Origin of the sequence: Acinetobacter bereziniae LMG 1003 = CIP 70.12, from assembly GCF_000368925.1 — a bacterium.
In the GTDB taxonomy this organism is placed as follows: Bacteria; Pseudomonadota; Gammaproteobacteria; order Pseudomonadales; family Moraxellaceae; genus Acinetobacter; species Acinetobacter bereziniae.
Genome location: NZ_KB849756.1, coordinates 2,824,881 through 2,843,196 on the forward strand (window position 1 = coordinate 2,824,881; position 18,316 = coordinate 2,843,196).

General features: G+C 38.8%; 18 protein-coding genes and 1 pseudogene. 15 read left to right on the top strand and 4 right to left on the bottom strand.

The annotated features are described in order from the left end of the window. Positions 1 to 67: 67 nt before the first annotated feature. Complete coding sequence (asd, locus tag F938_RS23065) at positions 68 to 1,186, bottom strand: aspartate-semialdehyde dehydrogenase (RefSeq protein ID WP_005035594.1); 1,119 nt, start codon at positions 1,184 to 1,186, stop codon at positions 68 to 70. 185 nt (positions 1,187 to 1,371) lie between these two features. Here asd and F938_RS23070 point away from each other — a divergent pair, with 185 nt between their 5' ends. The 3 genes from F938_RS23070 (at position 1,372) to F938_RS23080 (ending at position 3,669) form a co-directional block, all read left to right on the top strand. Beyond that, a complete protein-coding gene (locus tag F938_RS23070) occupies positions 1,372 to 2,511 on the top strand; it encodes an endonuclease/exonuclease/phosphatase family protein (protein ID WP_005035596.1) in 1,140 nt (379 codons plus the stop codon). Between the two features lie 313 nt (positions 2,512 to 2,824). Further along, positions 2,825 to 3,142: a hypothetical protein gene (locus F938_RS23075; RefSeq protein ID WP_004826606.1), complete on the top strand. Its 318-nt coding sequence runs from the start codon at positions 2,825 to 2,827 to the stop codon at positions 3,140 to 3,142. A gap of 77 nt (positions 3,143 to 3,219) precedes the next feature. Beyond that, positions 3,220 to 3,669 carry a membrane lipoprotein lipid attachment site-containing protein gene (locus F938_RS23080; protein ID WP_227565884.1) on the top strand — a complete coding sequence of 150 codons (450 nt, stop codon included), beginning with the start codon at positions 3,220 to 3,222 and terminating at the stop codon, positions 3,667 to 3,669. 97 nt (positions 3,670 to 3,766) lie between these two features. Here F938_RS23080 and F938_RS23085 read toward each other — a convergent pair whose 3' ends face one another. After that, on the bottom strand, positions 3,767 to 4,702 hold the full coding sequence (locus F938_RS23085) for an LpxL/LpxP family acyltransferase (RefSeq protein ID WP_005035602.1): 936 nt from the start codon (positions 4,700 to 4,702) through the stop codon (positions 3,767 to 3,769). 115 nt (positions 4,703 to 4,817) lie between these two features. Here F938_RS23085 and F938_RS23090 point away from each other — a divergent pair, with 115 nt between their 5' ends. Next, positions 4,818 to 5,369 (top strand): O-acetyl-ADP-ribose deacetylase, encoded by a 552-nt coding sequence (locus F938_RS23090; protein ID WP_005035604.1) that lies wholly within the window; start codon positions 4,818 to 4,820, stop codon positions 5,367 to 5,369. Positions 5,370 to 5,402: 33 nt separating this feature from the next. After that, entirely contained in the window at positions 5,403 to 6,380 is a 978-nt protein-coding gene (locus F938_RS23095; protein ID WP_005035606.1) for an acyltransferase family protein, read from the top strand. A gap of 124 nt (positions 6,381 to 6,504) precedes the next feature. Here F938_RS23095 and F938_RS23100 read toward each other — a convergent pair whose 3' ends face one another. Further along, entirely contained in the window at positions 6,505 to 6,720 is a 216-nt protein-coding gene (locus tag F938_RS23100; protein WP_010590781.1) for a hypothetical protein, read from the bottom strand. Positions 6,721 to 7,111: 391 nt separating this feature from the next. Here F938_RS23100 and F938_RS23105 point away from each other — a divergent pair, with 391 nt between their 5' ends. The 4 genes from F938_RS23105 to F938_RS24565 are packed head-to-tail and all read left to right on the top strand — an operon-like array spanning position 7,112 to position 10,151. After that, entirely contained in the window at positions 7,112 to 7,642 is a 531-nt protein-coding gene (locus tag F938_RS23105; protein ID WP_005035611.1) for a PAAR domain-containing protein, read from the top strand. Positions 7,643 to 7,653: 11 nt separating this feature from the next. Then, positions 7,654 to 8,667, top strand: coding sequence for a hypothetical protein (locus F938_RS23110; protein ID WP_005035612.1), 1,014 nt, complete (start codon positions 7,654 to 7,656; stop codon positions 8,665 to 8,667). Positions 8,668 to 8,685: 18 nt separating this feature from the next. Further along, on the top strand, positions 8,686 to 9,981 hold the full coding sequence (locus tag F938_RS23115; RefSeq protein ID WP_005035615.1) for a type VI immunity family protein: 1,296 nt from the start codon (positions 8,686 to 8,688) through the stop codon (positions 9,979 to 9,981). Then, on the top strand, positions 9,978 to 10,151 hold the full coding sequence (locus tag F938_RS24565; protein ID WP_005035617.1) for a hypothetical protein: 174 nt from the start codon (positions 9,978 to 9,980) through the stop codon (positions 10,149 to 10,151). The genes F938_RS23115 and F938_RS24565 overlap by 4 nt, the downstream gene beginning before the upstream one ends. Before the next feature lie 135 nt (positions 10,152 to 10,286). Here F938_RS24565 and F938_RS23120 read toward each other — a convergent pair whose 3' ends face one another. After that, the gene (locus F938_RS23120; protein WP_005035619.1) at positions 10,287 to 12,194 is read right to left on the bottom strand and encodes an ATP-binding cassette domain-containing protein; all 1,908 of its coding nucleotides are present in this window, start codon (positions 12,192 to 12,194) and stop codon (positions 10,287 to 10,289) included. A 35-nt stretch (positions 12,195 to 12,229) separates the two neighbouring features. Between F938_RS23120 and F938_RS23125 the strand changes: the two genes are divergently transcribed. The 6 genes and pseudogenes from F938_RS23125 to F938_RS23150 all read left to right on the top strand — a co-directional run bounded on the left by F938_RS23125 (position 12,230) and on the right by F938_RS23150 (position 18,316). After that, entirely contained in the window at positions 12,230 to 12,475 is a 246-nt protein-coding gene (locus F938_RS23125; protein WP_004826619.1) for a SlyX family protein, read from the top strand. A 126-nt stretch (positions 12,476 to 12,601) separates the two neighbouring features. After that, complete coding sequence (gene mumR, locus F938_RS23130; RefSeq protein WP_004826621.1) at positions 12,602 to 13,513, top strand: LysR family transcriptional regulator MumR; 912 nt, start codon at positions 12,602 to 12,604, stop codon at positions 13,511 to 13,513. Between the two features lie 339 nt (positions 13,514 to 13,852). After that, a pseudogene (locus tag F938_RS23135) lies at positions 13,853 to 15,104 on the top strand (NRAMP family divalent metal transporter). Positions 15,105 to 15,139: 35 nt separating this feature from the next. After that, a complete protein-coding gene (locus F938_RS23140) occupies positions 15,140 to 15,898 on the top strand; it encodes a LamB/YcsF family protein (RefSeq protein WP_005035622.1) in 759 nt (252 codons plus the stop codon). A 12-nt stretch (positions 15,899 to 15,910) separates the two neighbouring features. After that, complete coding sequence (locus tag F938_RS23145) at positions 15,911 to 16,717, top strand: putative hydro-lyase (RefSeq protein WP_005035624.1); 807 nt, start codon at positions 15,911 to 15,913, stop codon at positions 16,715 to 16,717. An 18-nt stretch (positions 16,718 to 16,735) separates the two neighbouring features. Beyond that, on the top strand, positions 16,736 to 18,316 hold the full coding sequence (locus F938_RS23150) for a 5-oxoprolinase subunit B/C family protein (protein ID WP_005035626.1): 1,581 nt from the start codon (positions 16,736 to 16,738) through the stop codon (positions 18,314 to 18,316).

An 18,316-nucleotide genomic window follows, 5' to 3' on the forward strand; every position in this document is an offset into this window, starting at 1 on the left:
TATAGTTACATAAAAAAGCCGATCAAGATAGATCGGCTTTTTCAATGTTTAAGGCTTTTTTGTGACTTTAAGCATTTTTATAGTCAATTAAGATACGTAACATCCGACGTAAAGGTTCAGCTGCACCCCAAAGTAATTGGTCACCCACAGTAAATGCGCCTAAATATTCTTTACCCATATTTAATTTGCGCAGACGACCTACAGGCACAGAGAGCGTTCCTGTAACCGCTACAGGCGTAAGATCATTCATTGATGCTTCACGTGTATTGGGTACAACTTTTGCCCATTGGTTAGACTGACGAATCATATCTTCGATTTCATCAAGCGGCACATCTTTCTTCAATTTCAAAGTCAATGCTTGAGAGTGGCAACGCATTGCACCAATACGTACGCAGTGACCATCAATCGGAACAATTTGAGCATTGCCTAAGATTTTGTTGGTTTCAACTTGACCTTTCCATTCTTCTTTTGACTGACCACTTTCAAGTTGCTTGTCAATATAAGGAATTAAAGAGCCAGCTAAAGGTACGCCAAAGTTGGCTTTCGGGAAACCTTCACCACGTTGTAATTCGGCAATCTTACTGTCAATATCTAAAATCGCAGAGCGAGGATCATCTAACAAGTCTTGAGTATTGTTATATAAATAGCCCATGCCTGTAATCAATTCACGCATGTTTTGTGCGCCAGCTCCAGAAGCTGCTTGATAGGTCATCGCAGTCATCCATTCCACCAAGTTGTGTTGGAATAGTGAACCCATACCCATCAACATCAATGAAACCGTACAGTTGCCACCGACAAAGGTTTTGATCCCATTGACCAAACCATCTTTGATGACATTTAGGTTTACAGGATCAAGGACAATGATTGCCTCGTCATCCATACGTAGAGTAGACGCTGCATCAATCCAGTAGCCTGACCAACCTTCAGCTTTAAGCTTTGGGAAAACTTCAGAGGTATAATCACCACCTTGACAGGTAATAATGACATCCATTTGCTTCAGACTGGTAATGTCCGTCGCTTCCATAAGTGCTGGAGCAGTTTTACCACCAAAAGCAGGGGCTTCACCACCTGCATTACTGGTAGAGAAATAGAATGGCTCAAAATGAGCAAAATCATTCTCTTCAACCATACGTTGCATAAGGACGGAACCAACCATCCCGCGCCAACCGACCAGACCTACTTTCATGTCACTTTGCCTCGGTGCGTTAAAAAATTAAAAGGGGTTTGAGTGTATCAAAAGGACGTGTAACTGCAATAGCGTACACAATGAAAACACAACTATATTGTGCAATATATCTTGTTTATGATACATGCAAAATTGATATTAATTTATGAATCATGCAAAAATTAAGAATATAAGAGTGACAAAATATGATTTGGATAGAAATCCTTGCTGTGATCGTGATTTGGCTCAGCTTCTGGTCACTGATTCCACGAGATGAATGGTGGTTTAGGGGTGCAGATTTTCCACGACTACAGATTTTATGTGTGGGTTTGACTGCTTTGGTGTTATTGCTATTTTGGGATGCACCTTGGGACTTGGCGCGTGAGATTATTTTATTTTTATTGATTGTTGCTTTAGCTTTTCAGTTAAAAATGGTTTTGCCTTATACCTTTATCTGGAAAAAGCAAGTTCAACATGTGCAACAAGATCAATTGAATCCAGATCAACAGATTTCAGTCATTGTATCGAACGTACTAACGCCAAATCAGCAATATGATTTACTGATTGAGCAAATCGAAAAACATCAGCCTGATCTCGTGCTTACGCTTGAGACGGATCAAACATGGCAAAATGAGTTAGCGAAGATCGAAAAAGACTATCCTTATCGTGTGCCTGTTCCTTTAGATAATTTGTATGGAATGCATCTCTATAGCAAGTTAAAGCTGGTCGATAGCGAGGTTAAATTTATTCTCAGCGATGAAATTCCTTCAATCCATACCACAGTGATTTTGCCTTCTGGACAGGCTGTACAATTGTATTGCCTGCATCCAAAACCACCCAGCCCGACAGAAGCCAAAGATTCAACTTTACGAGATGCTGAATTATTGATTGTGGGTGATCAAATCAAAGATTTAGATGAAAGCTGTATCGTGATGGGGGATTTAAATGATGTGGCTTGGTCTCGAACAACACGATTGTTTCAACGGATCAGTGGTTTGCTTGATCCTCGTGTGGGGCGTAGATATATCAACACTTTTCATGCCGACTATAAGTTTTTAAGGTGGTCATTGGATCACTTATTTCACAGTACAGATTTTGCTTTAGTACATATGGAGCGCTTGCCTCATATTGGTTCAGATCATTTCCCAATCTATGTGGTGTTACAATCAAGTCGTATTTTTGAACAATGTCAAGAGGAGTTGGAACAAACTGACTCTGATGAGCAAGAAGCTCAAGAAGCTATTCAGGAAGGTATTGAAAAAGCAGAAAAAGAAGAGAAGATCGTGACCGATGAATTGGCTCAAGACTATAAAATGGACATGTCATTGTCTAACAATAAATCTTGAAAAAGGCGATTTTTTGTAAGCAATTTCTTACGTGGATTTAGTCTCTAAGCGGGTAGTATCTGCACACGATTCGTTTTAATCTTTACTCATCGACACAGGGAATGAGAACGGAAAATCTCACTAAGGAAGACGAAGTCGATGGAGCAATCATCAAGGATTTGATGTTGGAATGGATAACCACAGTAAAATAACAATAAGATTTGAAAGCACAACCTCATAAACCCGAGTTTTGCAGGACGCAGAACTCGGGTTATGCTTTATTTATAGTATATAATTTGTGATAGACAAGATCGAAAATAAAAATTGAGTCCTTATGTTGCTATCAAAAATCCAAGAATTTGCACTGAGCCTTAAACATTTTACAGGTTTAAGTAGTGATGCTTTGTTTGTCTATGCAGGTTTAATCTTGTACTTTATTGTCGCTGCAATTCATAAACGCCAACTGAAATCCAATATTGCTATGATTCTCACGGTTGTCTTGGCTTTTAGTATTGAGATTTTTAATGCGCGAGCAGATATTTTTGGTAAGGGGTATTGGCGAATTTGGAGCAGTATTCATAGCATCGTTAATATGATTTTTTGGCCTTATGTGATTTGGGCAATGGCTCGCTTTAGAATATGGAAAGGTTGATGACTTCAACCTAAAAATTATATGTATTGATTTTCAATTTTTTAAATACGCTGACTTGAATGATGATCCACAATCAAATGAAAAAAATAATTCTACTATTTTGCTTAAATTTAATTTTAACAGGCTGTGAAAAGTCGAGTGTTGAGGTTCAAAAGTCTCAAGAGGTTGAACAACGGCAAGAGAACAAACAGAATTTAAATGATTTACAATCCAGCGAGATTTGGGAACGTCTCAATCGCCGTATTTATCATTGCCAGCAACCTTGTTCACGCAAAGATTTAACCGAAATCAGTTTTTCTCAAGCTTCGTCTTATTATTTGCTCATCACTCAAAATCAAACAGGATTTATCGAAGCATTGAACTCAACTCAAGATGGCATACAAATGAGCATTCTATGGGATGATGGTTCAGGCAAGTCAAAAAATGAAGATTTAGAAATCATATCACTGGATAAACAACAGCTCAAAATAAGAGACCAATATAGCCATATCAATACATATCAATTTGTGAAATTTGATGATGATTGAATCGGCTATATTTGTTAGCCCATGTTTGAAACGATATTACAGGATATTTAACTTTGCTTTTTTAATTTTAAAATTCGAGCCAAATTAAAGTAAGAACTTAATAAATTTTTTCATAACCTTCTGGACGGGTTTTAAAACGACGATGGAACCACATATATTGTGTTGGTGCGATCCGAAGCTGATTCTCGATGATTTTATTGACACGAATAGCATCATCCAATTCATCATCACTCGGTAAGGGCTCGACGGCAGGTTCAATCAAGACATGATATTTGGGATTTTTAATATCTCCATGACGATAAAAATACAAAGGAATCGCCACAGCTTTTGATATTTTTAATAAGCGTCGATGTGCGGTTACTGTTGCCGCAGGTGTACCAAAAAATGGCGCCATCACGCCTTGTTTCAGTCCAAAATCTTGATCAGGGCTGTACCAAATCGCATCGCCATCCTTGAGGTGGCGGATCAATCCCCGCATATCGTCATGATCAATCTGTGCCTTATAAATGGTTGCACGGCAACGATAAATCAGCATATCTAACAAAGGATTATTTTGCGGACGATACACCACATCGGGTTCAAAGAATTGGGCACATAAATAACCACCTGCATCGAGCATTGTACTGTGTGTACCTAAAAGTAATATGCCCTGACCTTGTTGTTTTGCAGTTGTAATATGTTCTAAGCCTTCGATACTGACACGATTTTTAAACCACTGCGGGGAATACCATGCATTCAGTGTTTCAAATACACCTATCATTTGGTCAACAAAGACTTGTCTTGAATTTTCAAATACTTGCTCCGATGACCATTCTGGAAAGCAGACTTCCAAATTGCGCACAGTTGTTTCACGGCGTGATTTAAGTCGATCAAAGGCAATATTTCCTAATACCGTCGCGAGTCGGTGTTGAATTGCCCAAGGTAAGATCGCTAGTAACATCAAGAACACAATTGCAATCCATATTCCCCAATATTTTGGATGTAAAAACGCCCAATAAAATTTTCCAGGTTCGTATTGAAGCTTTTTACTCATAGCAATTTTGTAAATTTGGGGGTGGTTAAAACTGAAAGAAGTGTAGCATGAAGCCGTTTAAAGAAGAAAACTCGAGATGTGAATCATCATCAACAATGATGAGCAAGGAAGTAAAATGAAAATTATTCGATTAGTTCAAGGTGATATTACGCTGCAAAAGGTTGATGCGATTGTAAATGCTGCAAATACCTCTTTACTTGGTGGTGGTGGTGTAGATGGAGCAATTCATCGGAAAGGTGGGGAAGCAATATTAACTGATTGTCAAAAAATCCGTGCCAGACAAGGGAGATGTGCAGTAGGTGAAGCCGTAATCACAACAGCTGGACAATTACCCAGTCGCTTTGTTATTCATACTGTAGGACCGACTTGGCAAGATGGGCAACAAGGAGAAGCTCTACTGCTTGAATCCGCTTATACCAATAGTCTGAAACTGGCGGAACAACAGCAATTGAATACACTGGCATTTCCCAATATTTCTACAGGAATCTATCGTTTTCCAAAAAATGATGCAGCATCGATTGCGATCAAAGCCACGACAGATTTTTTGGAGCAAACAGCACATTTACAAGAAGTCAATTTTGTCTGTTTTGATTTAGAAAATTTTAAAATTTATCGACAGCTTCTTGCTGAGATTGAGCAAAATCAATTACAGATTTTAGGTATATAATGATGATCAATCATTATTCTCGACCATTTGATCATGAGAGATACTTACTTAGACAGTTGTAAGGCAACCCTTATATTTCTTGTGGTTCTCGGACACTTCCTCGAACGAATGATTGGATGGGATGACCCATTTAACCATGCCTTGTTGGGGACTATTTATTTTATACACATGCCTGCATTTATTTTTATTTCAGGCATGTTGTTTAACGAAAAAAAATGGCGGAAGAATATTTTATTTTTTATTTCGCTGTATCTACCTTTTCAAATTTTATTTCCTGCCTTTGATGCCATCTGGTCTGGGCAGTTCCAAATCAATTGGAATTTATTTGAACGCCCTTACTGGATTCTATGGTATCTGTTGGGCATGATTGCATGGACAATGATTACCCACTTTTTGATAAAAACAAAATTTCCCCTATTGATTGCACTGATTTTTGCTTTATGTATTGGTTTAAGCCCTTGGAACAATTATCAATATTCAATTGGACGAATTTTTACTTTCTTGCCCTTTTTTGTTGTTGGTGCACTATATGGAAAAGAGATTTTAGTCAAAATTCAGCAAAGTCACTTTAGCCAAGTTGTGAGCCTATCACTTTTAGGGGCGATCGCTATTTTGGTCTATTTTACGCAACTGAATCCATTTTGGTTATATGGCAGTTTGAGTTATTCGCAACTTAAAGTCAGCATACCTGTAGGAATCGGAATGAGACTAGCATGTCTGCTCATTTCATCGTTGGGGATTTATGCGACTTTTGTATGGATTAAAAGTTTAAATCAGCACTTTGTACACTTGGGGCAAAATACACTGGCTGTTTATCTATTACATGGATTTGTGGTGATGTTGGTTGCACGTTATTGGCAATTGGATTTCAATCTTTTTATTGAAGTGAGTATTTGTATCATTTTATCTGTTTTGACCTGCTGGATTTTACAACAGTCTATATTTGATAGAGGATTAAGAAGATTATCATTGTGGCTGATCAAGCCTGCTGAAAAATTGGGGTTTAAGTAGAGCAAAAGTTTTAAAATGATCTCTATCTATATTATTTCTAGCGATAAAAATTTAAAAGCTACATCATTGATGTAGCTTTTAAGCATGAGGATCATTGATTTATAAAGTGTTTAAATTAACTCGATTATTTAGTTGCAGCTTTATCCTCTACTTTTTTTGCTGTTGCTGATTTATGAGCAGCTGCATGATGTTTTTTGGCATGTCCAGCTTTATGCTGTTTTTGAACCTGATGTGTTTTCACTGGTTGAGATGAATGTTGTGCTGGTGTTGCTGCCATTGCAGAACCTGCAAAAACTGCTGTTGTAAATGCTGCAATAAGTAATGATGTAACTTTTTTCATGATCATATTCTCACTAAATAATTCGAGATCTGAATTAGATTCGATAGTTGTATATTCAGGCATTTATATGGAAACATCATGAAGTGCTTGTAGCGAAAATCAGTATAAATGCAATGATGTAGAGTGAGATGATAGGGGAATGGTAAGTGTTTTAATTTTTTAAGATTTATTTAATTTTAATCCTTAAAGTATCGCGTTCATTTATTCTTTAAATAAGATTTGTTGTCTTTTGAACTTTCAAATTAACAATGAAAAGTCTGTTTTTTAATGCTATTCTTAACTTAACTATTGCTCTTGATAGTAATGTTTATTTTATGTCATTGTTAATAAAATAATTTTTTTATTTGATGTTTTTTTATTATTAGAATATCTAAAGAGAGAACAAAATATAATGGTTAATTATTATATCTGTATTGGTGATCGCACTTCGGGTGGTGGGGTCGTGGTTGAAGGTAATGTGAGTAATATCATTTTAGGGCGACCTGTCGCTTCAGTGGGAATGAAAGCAATTTGCTGTAATCGTCCTCAAACCATTCAACAAGGCTGGATAGGACATCTCGATCAAGATAGACAGATTGCTTATGATGGTTGTGTACTGAGTTGCGGGCATACGGTTAAAGCCAGTCAGAACTTAATGGGATGGAGTGATGGACGTAGCGATACAAGCATTCCAGAACAATTGATTTCTAAACCTCAAAAGTATTATGAATTTTTCACCCTGTATGACCATGATAATCACCCAGTCGTCAATCAAAAATATCGTTTAACGTCAGAAGACGGTTCTTTCATTGAAGGTTATACCAACGCACAAGGGCAAACAGAACATTTGTGGACTCATGAAGAATTGCCAGTCAATTTTGAAACGCTTGACGATGATGAAGATACTGATTTCGATAAATACCACATCACAGATAAAGAATAAGGATAAGAAAAATGGCTGGACGTCATACAGGTGGTTCAGGTTCTACCAGTCCCAATAAAACCAAACCATCAACGACAAAACCCAGTACCAAAGGTACGGACATTAAATTAGAAACGGGTATGAATAAAACCTATTTATGTGCACATATTTGCGCAGCCAGTAAAGCCCCTAAAATTGGAGCAATTGGACAAAAGCTTTACCAACAAACCGTTACAACCGCGATTCGTGCCGAAGCTGATTTAAACTTTGGGGTATGGGCATATCTTGCTGAAGTCGGTTATAACATGAAGACCAAACCTCCAAAGCCTTTAATGAGTGATAACCCTGAACGGATGCATCGTCCTTCTACATTTCCACTTGGTGTAGCACAAAAACAAATTGAAAACCTTGCCAAAGGTGATTTTCGTATTCCTGACCTGACCATTTTAACCATTAAAGCCACAGAGATTATTGAAATGCGCATGTCAGGGATGATTGATTGGAAGCGTTTCTATCCTGAAGGGAAAAGTATTGAGCGTTTGGTTGAAATTAAGTTTGGCAAGGATGATTGGGCTAAAGGTCAATATGAAGCCTATGAGGAAATTGCTGAAGGAAAAGTAAGAGAAGTCACCGATAAAGATTGTCGTTGTGATACCCGAAAACCACCCAGTGGCGGAACAAAAATTCCAGTTTATCCACCGATTAAAAATCTAGCTCCGTATAAAAATGCCATATTTCGTCCAGCAACTATAGCTTTAACTCCTAAAAAGGGCATTCCAAGTATGCTCGGTGCTTTAGGTAAGTTGATTGCGCCACCCTCACCTCAAGTACAGTTTTATAGAAAGTTTGTACCGCTTCAAGAATATCAAAGCATGATGATTCCAATTACCGCCAGTGTTGGGGTTGCAGGGGCATTTATTTGTGGAACAGTGGTTTTGGCAGGCACAGCAGGTGGGGCAATGGCTACAGCAGGGGCAATCGGTGCAAGTGAGGCAGTGGGTGGTGGTTTACTGATTACAGGTTTTGCTACTTTGGCACATTCATAAAAAATAGGAAACAACAGTATGATCAACAGCTATGCAGATTTAGAACCGCATTTAAAGGATTTTCAATGGTTAGAACACAAAAAAGATCAACCCTCCTTATTTATTACGGGTGCTGAATTTCAGGCACATTTTTTATATTTTGCAGGGCATACTCCTGAAAAGCGCCAAGCTTTAGCCGAATGTATTGAAGCTTATAACCAATATTATGCAGAGCATTTCACTTGGGGCATTGATTTTGATAAGAATGGAAAAATCCATTATACCGATATTATAGAAATGCCGAGTATTCGTGAAGTTCTTAAAAAGAATCCAGATCCAGATGATCAAATTGAATGGTACTGCGCATCAGGTGAACGTGATGAGGCACCAGAATATGCACTGATGGCATTTACCAATCGTGGTTGGGAAGGGCATAAACTATATAGTTCAACATTAACTTTTCATGTACCTAATCAATTGATTTTTGATCCTGAACAAAAGCAAATCCTGATGTCTTTAATCCAAATGTGTATTGATAAGCTTGGGGTCTATCATGCAGTGGCTGGTTTTCAAGGGGTTTTACCCTTTAAGCCAATGGGCGTTGGTGATTATTCATTGGCACAAGGCGAACGCTTTTGGGGGATTTATCAAGGAGCAGACATAAAAGAAAGAAGACAAATTGAAAATGGAATTAAAAGTATAGACTGGCTGACCTATATCAGTCATAGCTTGGTACAACGAATTTGTGAAGTTAAAACTTTCCCCAAATATTGTGAACATTTCAATCTTCGACCACAGCAACAACAGGACGGTTTTTTATTCCAACTCGAAGAATTTCCTCAATTACTGCCAAGCAATCAACCTGTTTTAGACAGTTATTTTAATCTCAATAAAGCATTACGCCCTTTACGGAATGGTGCATGTCTTTCAATTAGTTGGGATGTTGGGAATAACTATCAAGTTTTAGATGTTGATGAAAGTCGTAAATGGATTCGACGTTTAGATGCACCTGATATTTTCCCTGATCGTGGGCATTATCAAGAGCGTAAACCCCAAAAAAAGAATATTTACTTGGAATCTGGACGACCATGCGAGATTGATGGTATCTATCGCTATGATGAACAGTTAGATTTAGATGGTCAGCCTATGTATGTTGGCTATGATGATCGTAATGATTATGAGCAAAATGATATTTATGACTACCGCCAACATGTAGTTTTATTGAAAGGCGATATTGCTCCTCGTTTTTTAGAATGTTACGACCATATGGTTTTAAAACAAGCCAAGAAAATTAAATGGCATCTGGTGAGTGAGATTGTACGAGTAAAAGAATGATCAACAGCTATGCAGATTTAGAGCCTTATTTAAAAGATTTTCAGTGGTTAGAACATCGAAAAGATCAACCCTCCTTATTTATTAGGGGTGCTGAATTTCAGGCACATTTTTTATATTTTGCAGGACATAGTCCTGAAAAGCGCCAAGCTTTAGATGATCTATACGCTTAATACTTATCAAGGAATGCTAGCGATTTATCCTGATGGGAATACCTACAGTGAAAACTGTGCTGATTTTATTGGAGCATTGCTACAATAAAAAAACTCCGCAGATTTACGGAGTTTTTTGGAAGAAACAATAAAAAATTAACTTTTGGTCATCTCTTCTAATTGATCCCAACGCTCCATTTTTTCCAACAGAAGATCATCGATTTCAGCCAAGCGTTGAGAAGCTTGTGTTGCTGCATCGGCATCTGTGACAAACCATGAACCGTCTGCGAGTTTTTCTGAGAGTTCAGACTGTTCTTTTTCCAATGCCTCAATTTCGGCAGGCAATTGTTCTAAAGCACGTTGGTCTTTATAACTCAGCTTTACTTTCTTGACTGGTGCTTCAACGGCTACTGAGGCTGCTTCAGCTTTCGCAAGGGCTTTTTTTACATCACTCTTTTGGTCTACAACTTTTTGATCAGGACGTTGCTCAAGGTAATCTTGATAACCACCAATATATTCATCAATATTGCCTTTACCATCAAATACCCAAGTCGATGTCACCACATTGTCCATAAAGGCACGGTCATGCGAGATCAACAACAAGGTCCCTTTATAGTCACTGAGCATTTCTTCAAGAAGCTCTAAAGTTACCATATCCAAGTCATTGGTTGGTTCATCCATGACGATCAGATTGGATGGTTTGAGCAATAGTTTTGCCAGAAGAATACGATTTCGTTCGCCACCCGAAAGTGCTTTAACGGGTGTGCGTGCACGCTCAGGAGAGAATAAGAAATCTTGTAAATAGCTGTAGATATGACGGCGACCACCGTTAACATCCACAAAGTCTGAGCCTTCCGACACATTTGCCATGACTGATTTTTCAAGGTCTAGCGCATTACGCAGTTGATCAAAATAAGCCACTTCAAGTTGTGTACCTGTTTTAACCGAACCACCATGTTCAAGTTCACCCAGTATAGCTTTTACCAATGTCGTTTTACCGACACCGTTATCACCCACCAAACCGATTCGATCACCACGCAGAACCAATGCAGAAAAATCTTTGATGATTGGGTAGCCATCATATTCAACACGTAAATGTTCAATATCGAAGACTAACTTACCTGAACGATTGGCTTCTTGCGTTGCCATACTGACTTTGCCTTGCTGCGAACGACGAGCTTTAGACTGTTCACGTAAATCTTTTAATGCACGAACACGACCTTCATTACGGGTACGTCGTGCTTTAATGCCTTGACGAATCCAAGCTTCTTCCTCAGCCAGTTTTTTATCAAATAAAGCATTTTGTTTTTCTTCTGCTTCCATTTGTTGGGCTTTTAAGTCGAGATATCTTGAGTAGTTGCCTTCATAACTGCGTAAAATACCACGATCTAATTCAACGATACGAGTTGCAATACTGTCGACAAAAGCACGGTCATGCGAAATAAATAACAGCGTGAGATTATTTTGGTCGAGTAAGAATTTTTCTAACCATTCGATACTTTCAACGTCTAAATGGTTGGTCGGTTCATCAAGTAATAAAACATCAGGTTGGGTAAGTAAAGCACGTGCCAACAAAACACGGCGTTTACGACCACCAGATAAATCTGCCAAATCAGCTTCTGGATCTAAGCCCATTTTACTGAGAATAGCATTAACTTTGGTTTCTAAAGCCCAACCATCAAGTAGGTCAAGCTTATGTTGCAAGTTGCCCATGCGGTCACAAGCATCCATATCACCTAATACACAAGCATCACTCGCTTCATGGTATTCTTTGAGGACTTGAGCAGCTTCACCTGCACCCTCAGCGACAATATCCGCAACCTTGCCAGAGTCCATAGGGACATCCTGAGCAAGCATAGAAATGGTGATTCCGTTTTGTAAGGCAATTTCACCTTGATCGGGTAATAAACTTCCCTCAATCAGTTTGAGTAAAGTAGACTTACCTTCACCGTTACGGCCAATCAAACAGACTCGTTCGCCACGTTCTAAATTGAAGTTTGCGCCATCGAGCAGGGCAGGTCCACCAAACGCAAGTTGGACATCCCTTATAGTAATATAGGCCATACGGTTTCCTAAACATCCCACAGTGAGGACTAAAAATGACTAAACATAAAAATCTTGATGATCAGGCGTCATTTTCCGCACCTATCGAAGATTTGCAAGTCCGAATTGCATTTTTAGATGATTTAGTCGAACAATTAAATGATCAAGTTGTGCAACAGAGCTTGGAAATTGCTGATTTAAAAAAACAAATGCAATTACTTTATCAACGTGTAGAGTCCGCTGATTTGTCAGAAGGTATTGCTGCTTTTGATCCAATGACCAATCGTCCACCGCATTACTGAGGAGATAAAATGTAATTTGAGTGTTGCTGGCATGATTTAAACTGCTTATGCATTTACACAATTATCCGTTACGCTGGCAAAGGATTTGCATACCGTCATCATTCATACATAAGGTCAAGATGGATCATGAACTTAAAAAACCTTGAAGCATTTTATTGGGTGGTGACTTTAAAAAGTTTTAATAAAGCAGCGACCAAACTTCAAACTACACAACCCGCAATTTCACAAAAAATTACTGCGATTGAAAATGACCTTGGCTTTAAAGTACTGGATCGTAGTTCTCGTCAAATCAAAGCCACCCATAAGGGAACCACATTATTCAAGTATGCTGAAAAATTTATGCGGCTTGAAACAGATCTGGTTGCCGAGCTTACTGAAAGCCAATATTTAACAGGTACAATTCGTTTAGGTGTCTCTGAAACCATCGTACACACATGGTTAGTGGAATATATGGAGCAAGTCCAAAAAGAGTTTCCTAAAGTTTCTATCGAAATCGTGGTGAGTTTGACTCCTGATCTGCAAGAAGGTGTACGCGTAGGGGATTTGGATATGGCTTTTTTGCTTGGACCGACTTTACCCTTTGAATGTATTGAACGTTCACTGTGTGATTTTGAATTAAGTTTTTTAGCATCCCCTTCCTTTAAAGGAGGCATCGGACAAATGTCATTTCGTACATTGATGTCGCATACTATTTTGACTTATCCAAGAATTACTTATCCTTATAAAGAACTCAAAGCTCGAATGAAAGAACAGGCAATAGATGAACCACTTTCAATTACGAGTTATTCATTGGCAACCTTATTACGTTTAGCTGAACAAGGTTTAGGAATAGCTGTTGTCCCTAAATTGACTGCACTCAAGGAAATTTTAGATGGTCGCTTGGAGATATTGGATACCCCGATTCAGCTCAAGACTTTTCATTTCACTGCAATTTATACTCAGGGAAATAATACTGCTCTAAAGGAAAAACTAACGGATTTGGCGGTGTTGATCTCCGATAAAGCAATGAAAAAGTTGAATGATAAAATTAAAAATTAAGTAATTATTACTGTTGTACTTTATTTTTGATTCATAATTTGATCTTTTAAAGTTCCAAAATTGTCACATTATTGATAATTAGAACTTATCGGTATCTATAATGAATCATTATTAAAATGATATTATTAAAATAAAACATATTAAATTCAATATTTTAAAATTTTATTGCTAATCTTTTTGGCTGATTGTTCTGGCTCATTTCCTATGCTTTTATTTCAAATATAGATTTGGTAGGGCACTACCAAAAAAATCTTCAAGATTTAAAGGATAAAAGAATTTCATATTTTCAGAAAAATTGATGTTCTTTGTTTAACTTGAAATAGCGTTGATTAAGCTCAAATGGATGAGGAACGCATACATGTCTTTATTGAAATCTTCTATATTATCTGACCGTCAATGGGCAATTGTTGCATCGATATTTATGATGGCAACTTCTGCAATGGGTCCGGGGTTCCTTACACAAACTGCTGTATTTACAGTGAAATTAGGTGCAGCATTTGGCTTTGCGATCTTGATTTCTATTCTGATTGATTATGTGGTTCAACAAAATATTTGGCGTGTGGTCACCCTGACTCAGATGCGAGCCTCTGATATTGCCAACAAGGCTTTACCCGGCAGCGGTTATTTACTTGCATTTTTGGTCATTCTTGGCGGCTTCTTCTTTAGTATCGGGAACATTGCAGGTGCAGCACTTGGCTTAAATGCCTTATTTGGTTTAGATACCAAAGTTGGTGGTGTACTCAGTGGTGCATTGGCTATTCTTATTTTTGCTTCCAGAAAAGCCACACTGGTGATGGACAAAAGTATGATTGTTTTGGGTTTGCTCAAAATTATTCTAATTGTCATTGTCGCCTTTATTGTCATGCCACCCGTGGGACAAGCTGTTCAACAAACTTTTGCGCCTGACCAAATTGATTTTGCGATTATCACCACGATTGTCGGTGGAACCGTCGGAGGCTATATCTGCTATGCAGGTGCACACCGTTTACTCGATAAGGGTGCTGTTGGGCCAGAAAACATTGATGAAGTTGCAAAGGCAGCAACCAAAGGGATCGTGGTTGTTGGGATCATGCGCTATGTTTTGTTCTTAGCATTTTTAGGTGTGGTGGTAAGTGGTGCAACAATTGATCTAGCCAGCCATGATGCCAATCCTGCAGCACAAGCATTTCAATATGCCGCAGGTACTTTTGGGTTTAAACTGTTTGGTTTGATTTTTTGGGCAGCAGGGATCAGTAGTACTATCGGTGCAGCCTATACATCAGTTTCATTTATTTCAGCTTTTAAAAAGAATCTAAATGCTAAACAAACCAACTATATCACCATCAGCTTTATTTCTTTGGCATTACTGTTGTATGTAGTTTTAGGTGCAACACCAGCTGGATTATTGATCTTTGTCGGTGGTTTTAATGGGCTGGTTTTACCGATTGGTTTGACAATTTTTGTCTATGTCGCTGCATGTCGTAAAGATCTCATGGGCAATTATAACTATCCAAAATGGTTATTGATTTTAGGTGTGCTGACCTGCTTACTAACATGGTGGATGGGATATATGTCATTCACAACAGTATTTAATTATCTCACTAAACTGTAATCAATCTAGCACTCAATTAAAAAGGAAGTACGCTGATGTTTGTCGATTTAAATAGTGACTTGGGTGAAAGTTTCGGTTCATGGAAAATGGGCAATGATGAGCAAATTTTGCCTGTGGTCAGTAGTGCCAATATTGCTTGTGGTTTTCATGCAGGTGATCCATTAGGGATATTACAAACATTAAAGCAGGCTGTGCGATTAAATGTGTGTATCGGTGCGCATGTTGCTTATCCTGATTTAGTCGGTTTTGGTCGTCGCAATATGGATTTGTCTCAGGATGAGCTGATTGCTGATGTGCTCTACCAAATTTCTGCATTGGATGGGCTTGCCAAAGTGGCTGGTTCGGCAGTGAGCTATGTTAAACCACATGGTGCACTTTATAACACGATTGCCAAAAATGCAGTTCAGGCTGAAGCCGTCATTGCAGCGATAAAAATGTATAACCCCAAGTTGGTATTGGTCGCTTTAGCGGGGTCTAATCTGGTCGATCAGGCGCGTCAAGCAGGGCTAACAGTGGTTTCTGAAGCATTTGCAGATCGTGCTTATAACCGAGATGGTTCATTGGTTTCACGCCGTTTGCAAGGTGCGGTGCTGCATGATGCTGATTTTGTCGCTCAACGCGTGGTGTCTATGCTGAAAAACGGTGGAGTTGAATCCATTGATGGGGTATTTACCCCGATCCAAGCCGATACGATTTGTTTGCATGGTGATACGGCTGGTGCTTTAGAAATGTCTGCTGCGATTAAAGCTGAACTGTTAAAAAATGATATTCATATTCGTTCATTTTGTGGATAAAGGAAGATACACATGTTGAAAAATATCAAAGTTGATCCAGCGCAGTTAAAAGCGACACGTGAAGCAAGACAACAAATTCGTGCAGGTTTTGATCGACCTACGGCTGGTATGGCACCGGGTATGACCCAAGTGAATATGATTTCTGTACCCAAAGATTGGGCTTATGATTTCTTATTATATGCGCACCGTAATCCTCAAAGTTGTCCTGTTCTCGATGTTCTAGAAGAAGGTGTTTATGCCACAAAATTGGCATCGGATGCAGATATTCGAACCGATTTTCCACGCTATAGAATTTGGAAAGATGGTGAAATGGTCGATGAAGTGACCGATGCAACTGAGATTTACAATGATCATCCAGATTTGGTGACATTTTTAATTGGTTGTAGCTTTTCTTTTGAAACGGCATTGCAAGATGCTGGTATAGAAGTCCGTCATATTCATGATAAAACCAATGTACCCATGTATTTGAGCAACATTAGTTGCGAACCAGCAGGGCGCATTTCAGGAAATATGGTGGTTTCCATGCGACCAATTCCTGCGGATCAAGTTTCAGAAGCTGTGAAAATTACCGCACGTATGCCAAGTGTGCATGGTGCACCTGTGCATATTGGACATCCTGAAAGTTTAGGTATTCATGATATTAATCAACCTGATTTTGGTGAAGCATCTCGTATTGAACAGGGCGAGATCGCTGTATTTTGGGCGTGTGGTGTAACACCTCAAGCAGCTGTAATGAACTCAAAAATTCCATTTGCAATTAGTCATGCACCGGGACACATGTTGATTACCGACATTCCAGATCGTGTCTGGATGGGTTAAAAAAGAAAGGATCAGTAAATGCGATTTTTATCAGTAAATTCCGATAGTTTCTTGATTGAACTTGCCAGTTTGCAAGAAACTTTGGCGTTATACAGCAAATTGCAAAATTTACACTTGAAAGGAATCAAAGATTTAATTCCTGCTGCAAAGACGATTTTGGTGTTTTTTGATGAGATCAACACTGACTTCAAAACCTTATTGACTTTAATCGGTAGCTTAAATATAGATTTAGATATTCAGCGACATTGCCAGCAAGTGATTATTCCCATTCGTTATGATGGTGAAGATTTAGCACAAGTGGCAGAGTTACAGGGCTTATCTGTCGCAGATTTGATTCGTAAACATCATCAAAGTACTTGGGATGTCGCATTTATTGGCTTTGCGCCTGGTTTTGCCTATATGAATAGTCCTGACCAGCCGTTTACGGATATTCCGCGTTTAAAAACGCCTCGTAAAAAAATTCCATCAGGCTCTCTAGGTTTAGCAGGTCAATATTCAGGCATTTATCCGAAGGATAGCCCTGGCGGTTGGCAATTGATTGGTACAACAACTGAAAAAATGTGGGATTTGGAACGCTCGAATCCTGCACTGTTAAGACCCGGAATGACTGTAAATTTTGAAGATGTGACACGTCATCCTATTTCTGTAGATGTACCAAAACAGATCACCTCGGTGCAAGACAATTGTTCAAAATTACCTTTATTTAAACTGACTGCATCTGGACTGCAAACTTCGATTCAAGATGAAGGTCGCTTTCAACAGACCAGTATTGGTGTTGGGACAGCAGGTGCGATGGATATTGATTCTATGCACAGTGCCAATCGAATTGTGGGTAATCCAACTGACACACCCGTAATTGAGATTTTAAATGGCGGTTTAAAAGCAAAAATGCAACATTCAGCGGTTATTGCTGTGGCGGGTGCAATTTCAAATATTCATGTGAAATTTGCAGATGGTCAAAACGCTGATTTTGAGTGTTATCAACCCATCGCATTAGATTGTGGTGATGAGTTTCACATACAAACTCCTCGTGCTGGACTACGAAATTATCTTGCAGTTCGTGGTGGTTTCGACATTCAGCCTGTTTTAAATAGCTGTTCTTTTGACAGTTTAGCAATTCTTGGTCCACATCCCTTAAAAGTGGGGGATGTGCTTTACCAAGGTCAAGTTGTCCCATCCAATATCACGATCAATGACGTGGCAAAAGCCAATCTCCCTCAACTTGGCGACACGGTTGAACTGGATATTGTGATGGGACCCCGCACGGATTGGTTCGATCAAGACAGTATTGAGAAACTGTGCAATCAATCCTGGTTAGTCACCAATGAAAGTAACCGTGTTGGTTTGCGCTTGTTGGGTAAACAACCACTCAACCGTAAAGTGACCCATGAGTTGGAAAGTGAAGGTACCTGTATTGGCGCTTTACAAATTCCACCAAATGGTCAGCCGGTCTTGTTTATGAACGATCACCCACTTACTGGTGGTTATCCCGTGATTGCCTCGGTTGCTAAACACCATTGGAATCTGGTGGCGCAAATACCTGCAGATTGCCATGTCAAGTTTAGAAAAATTGCCGAATTTGTAGAGATAGAGAATTGA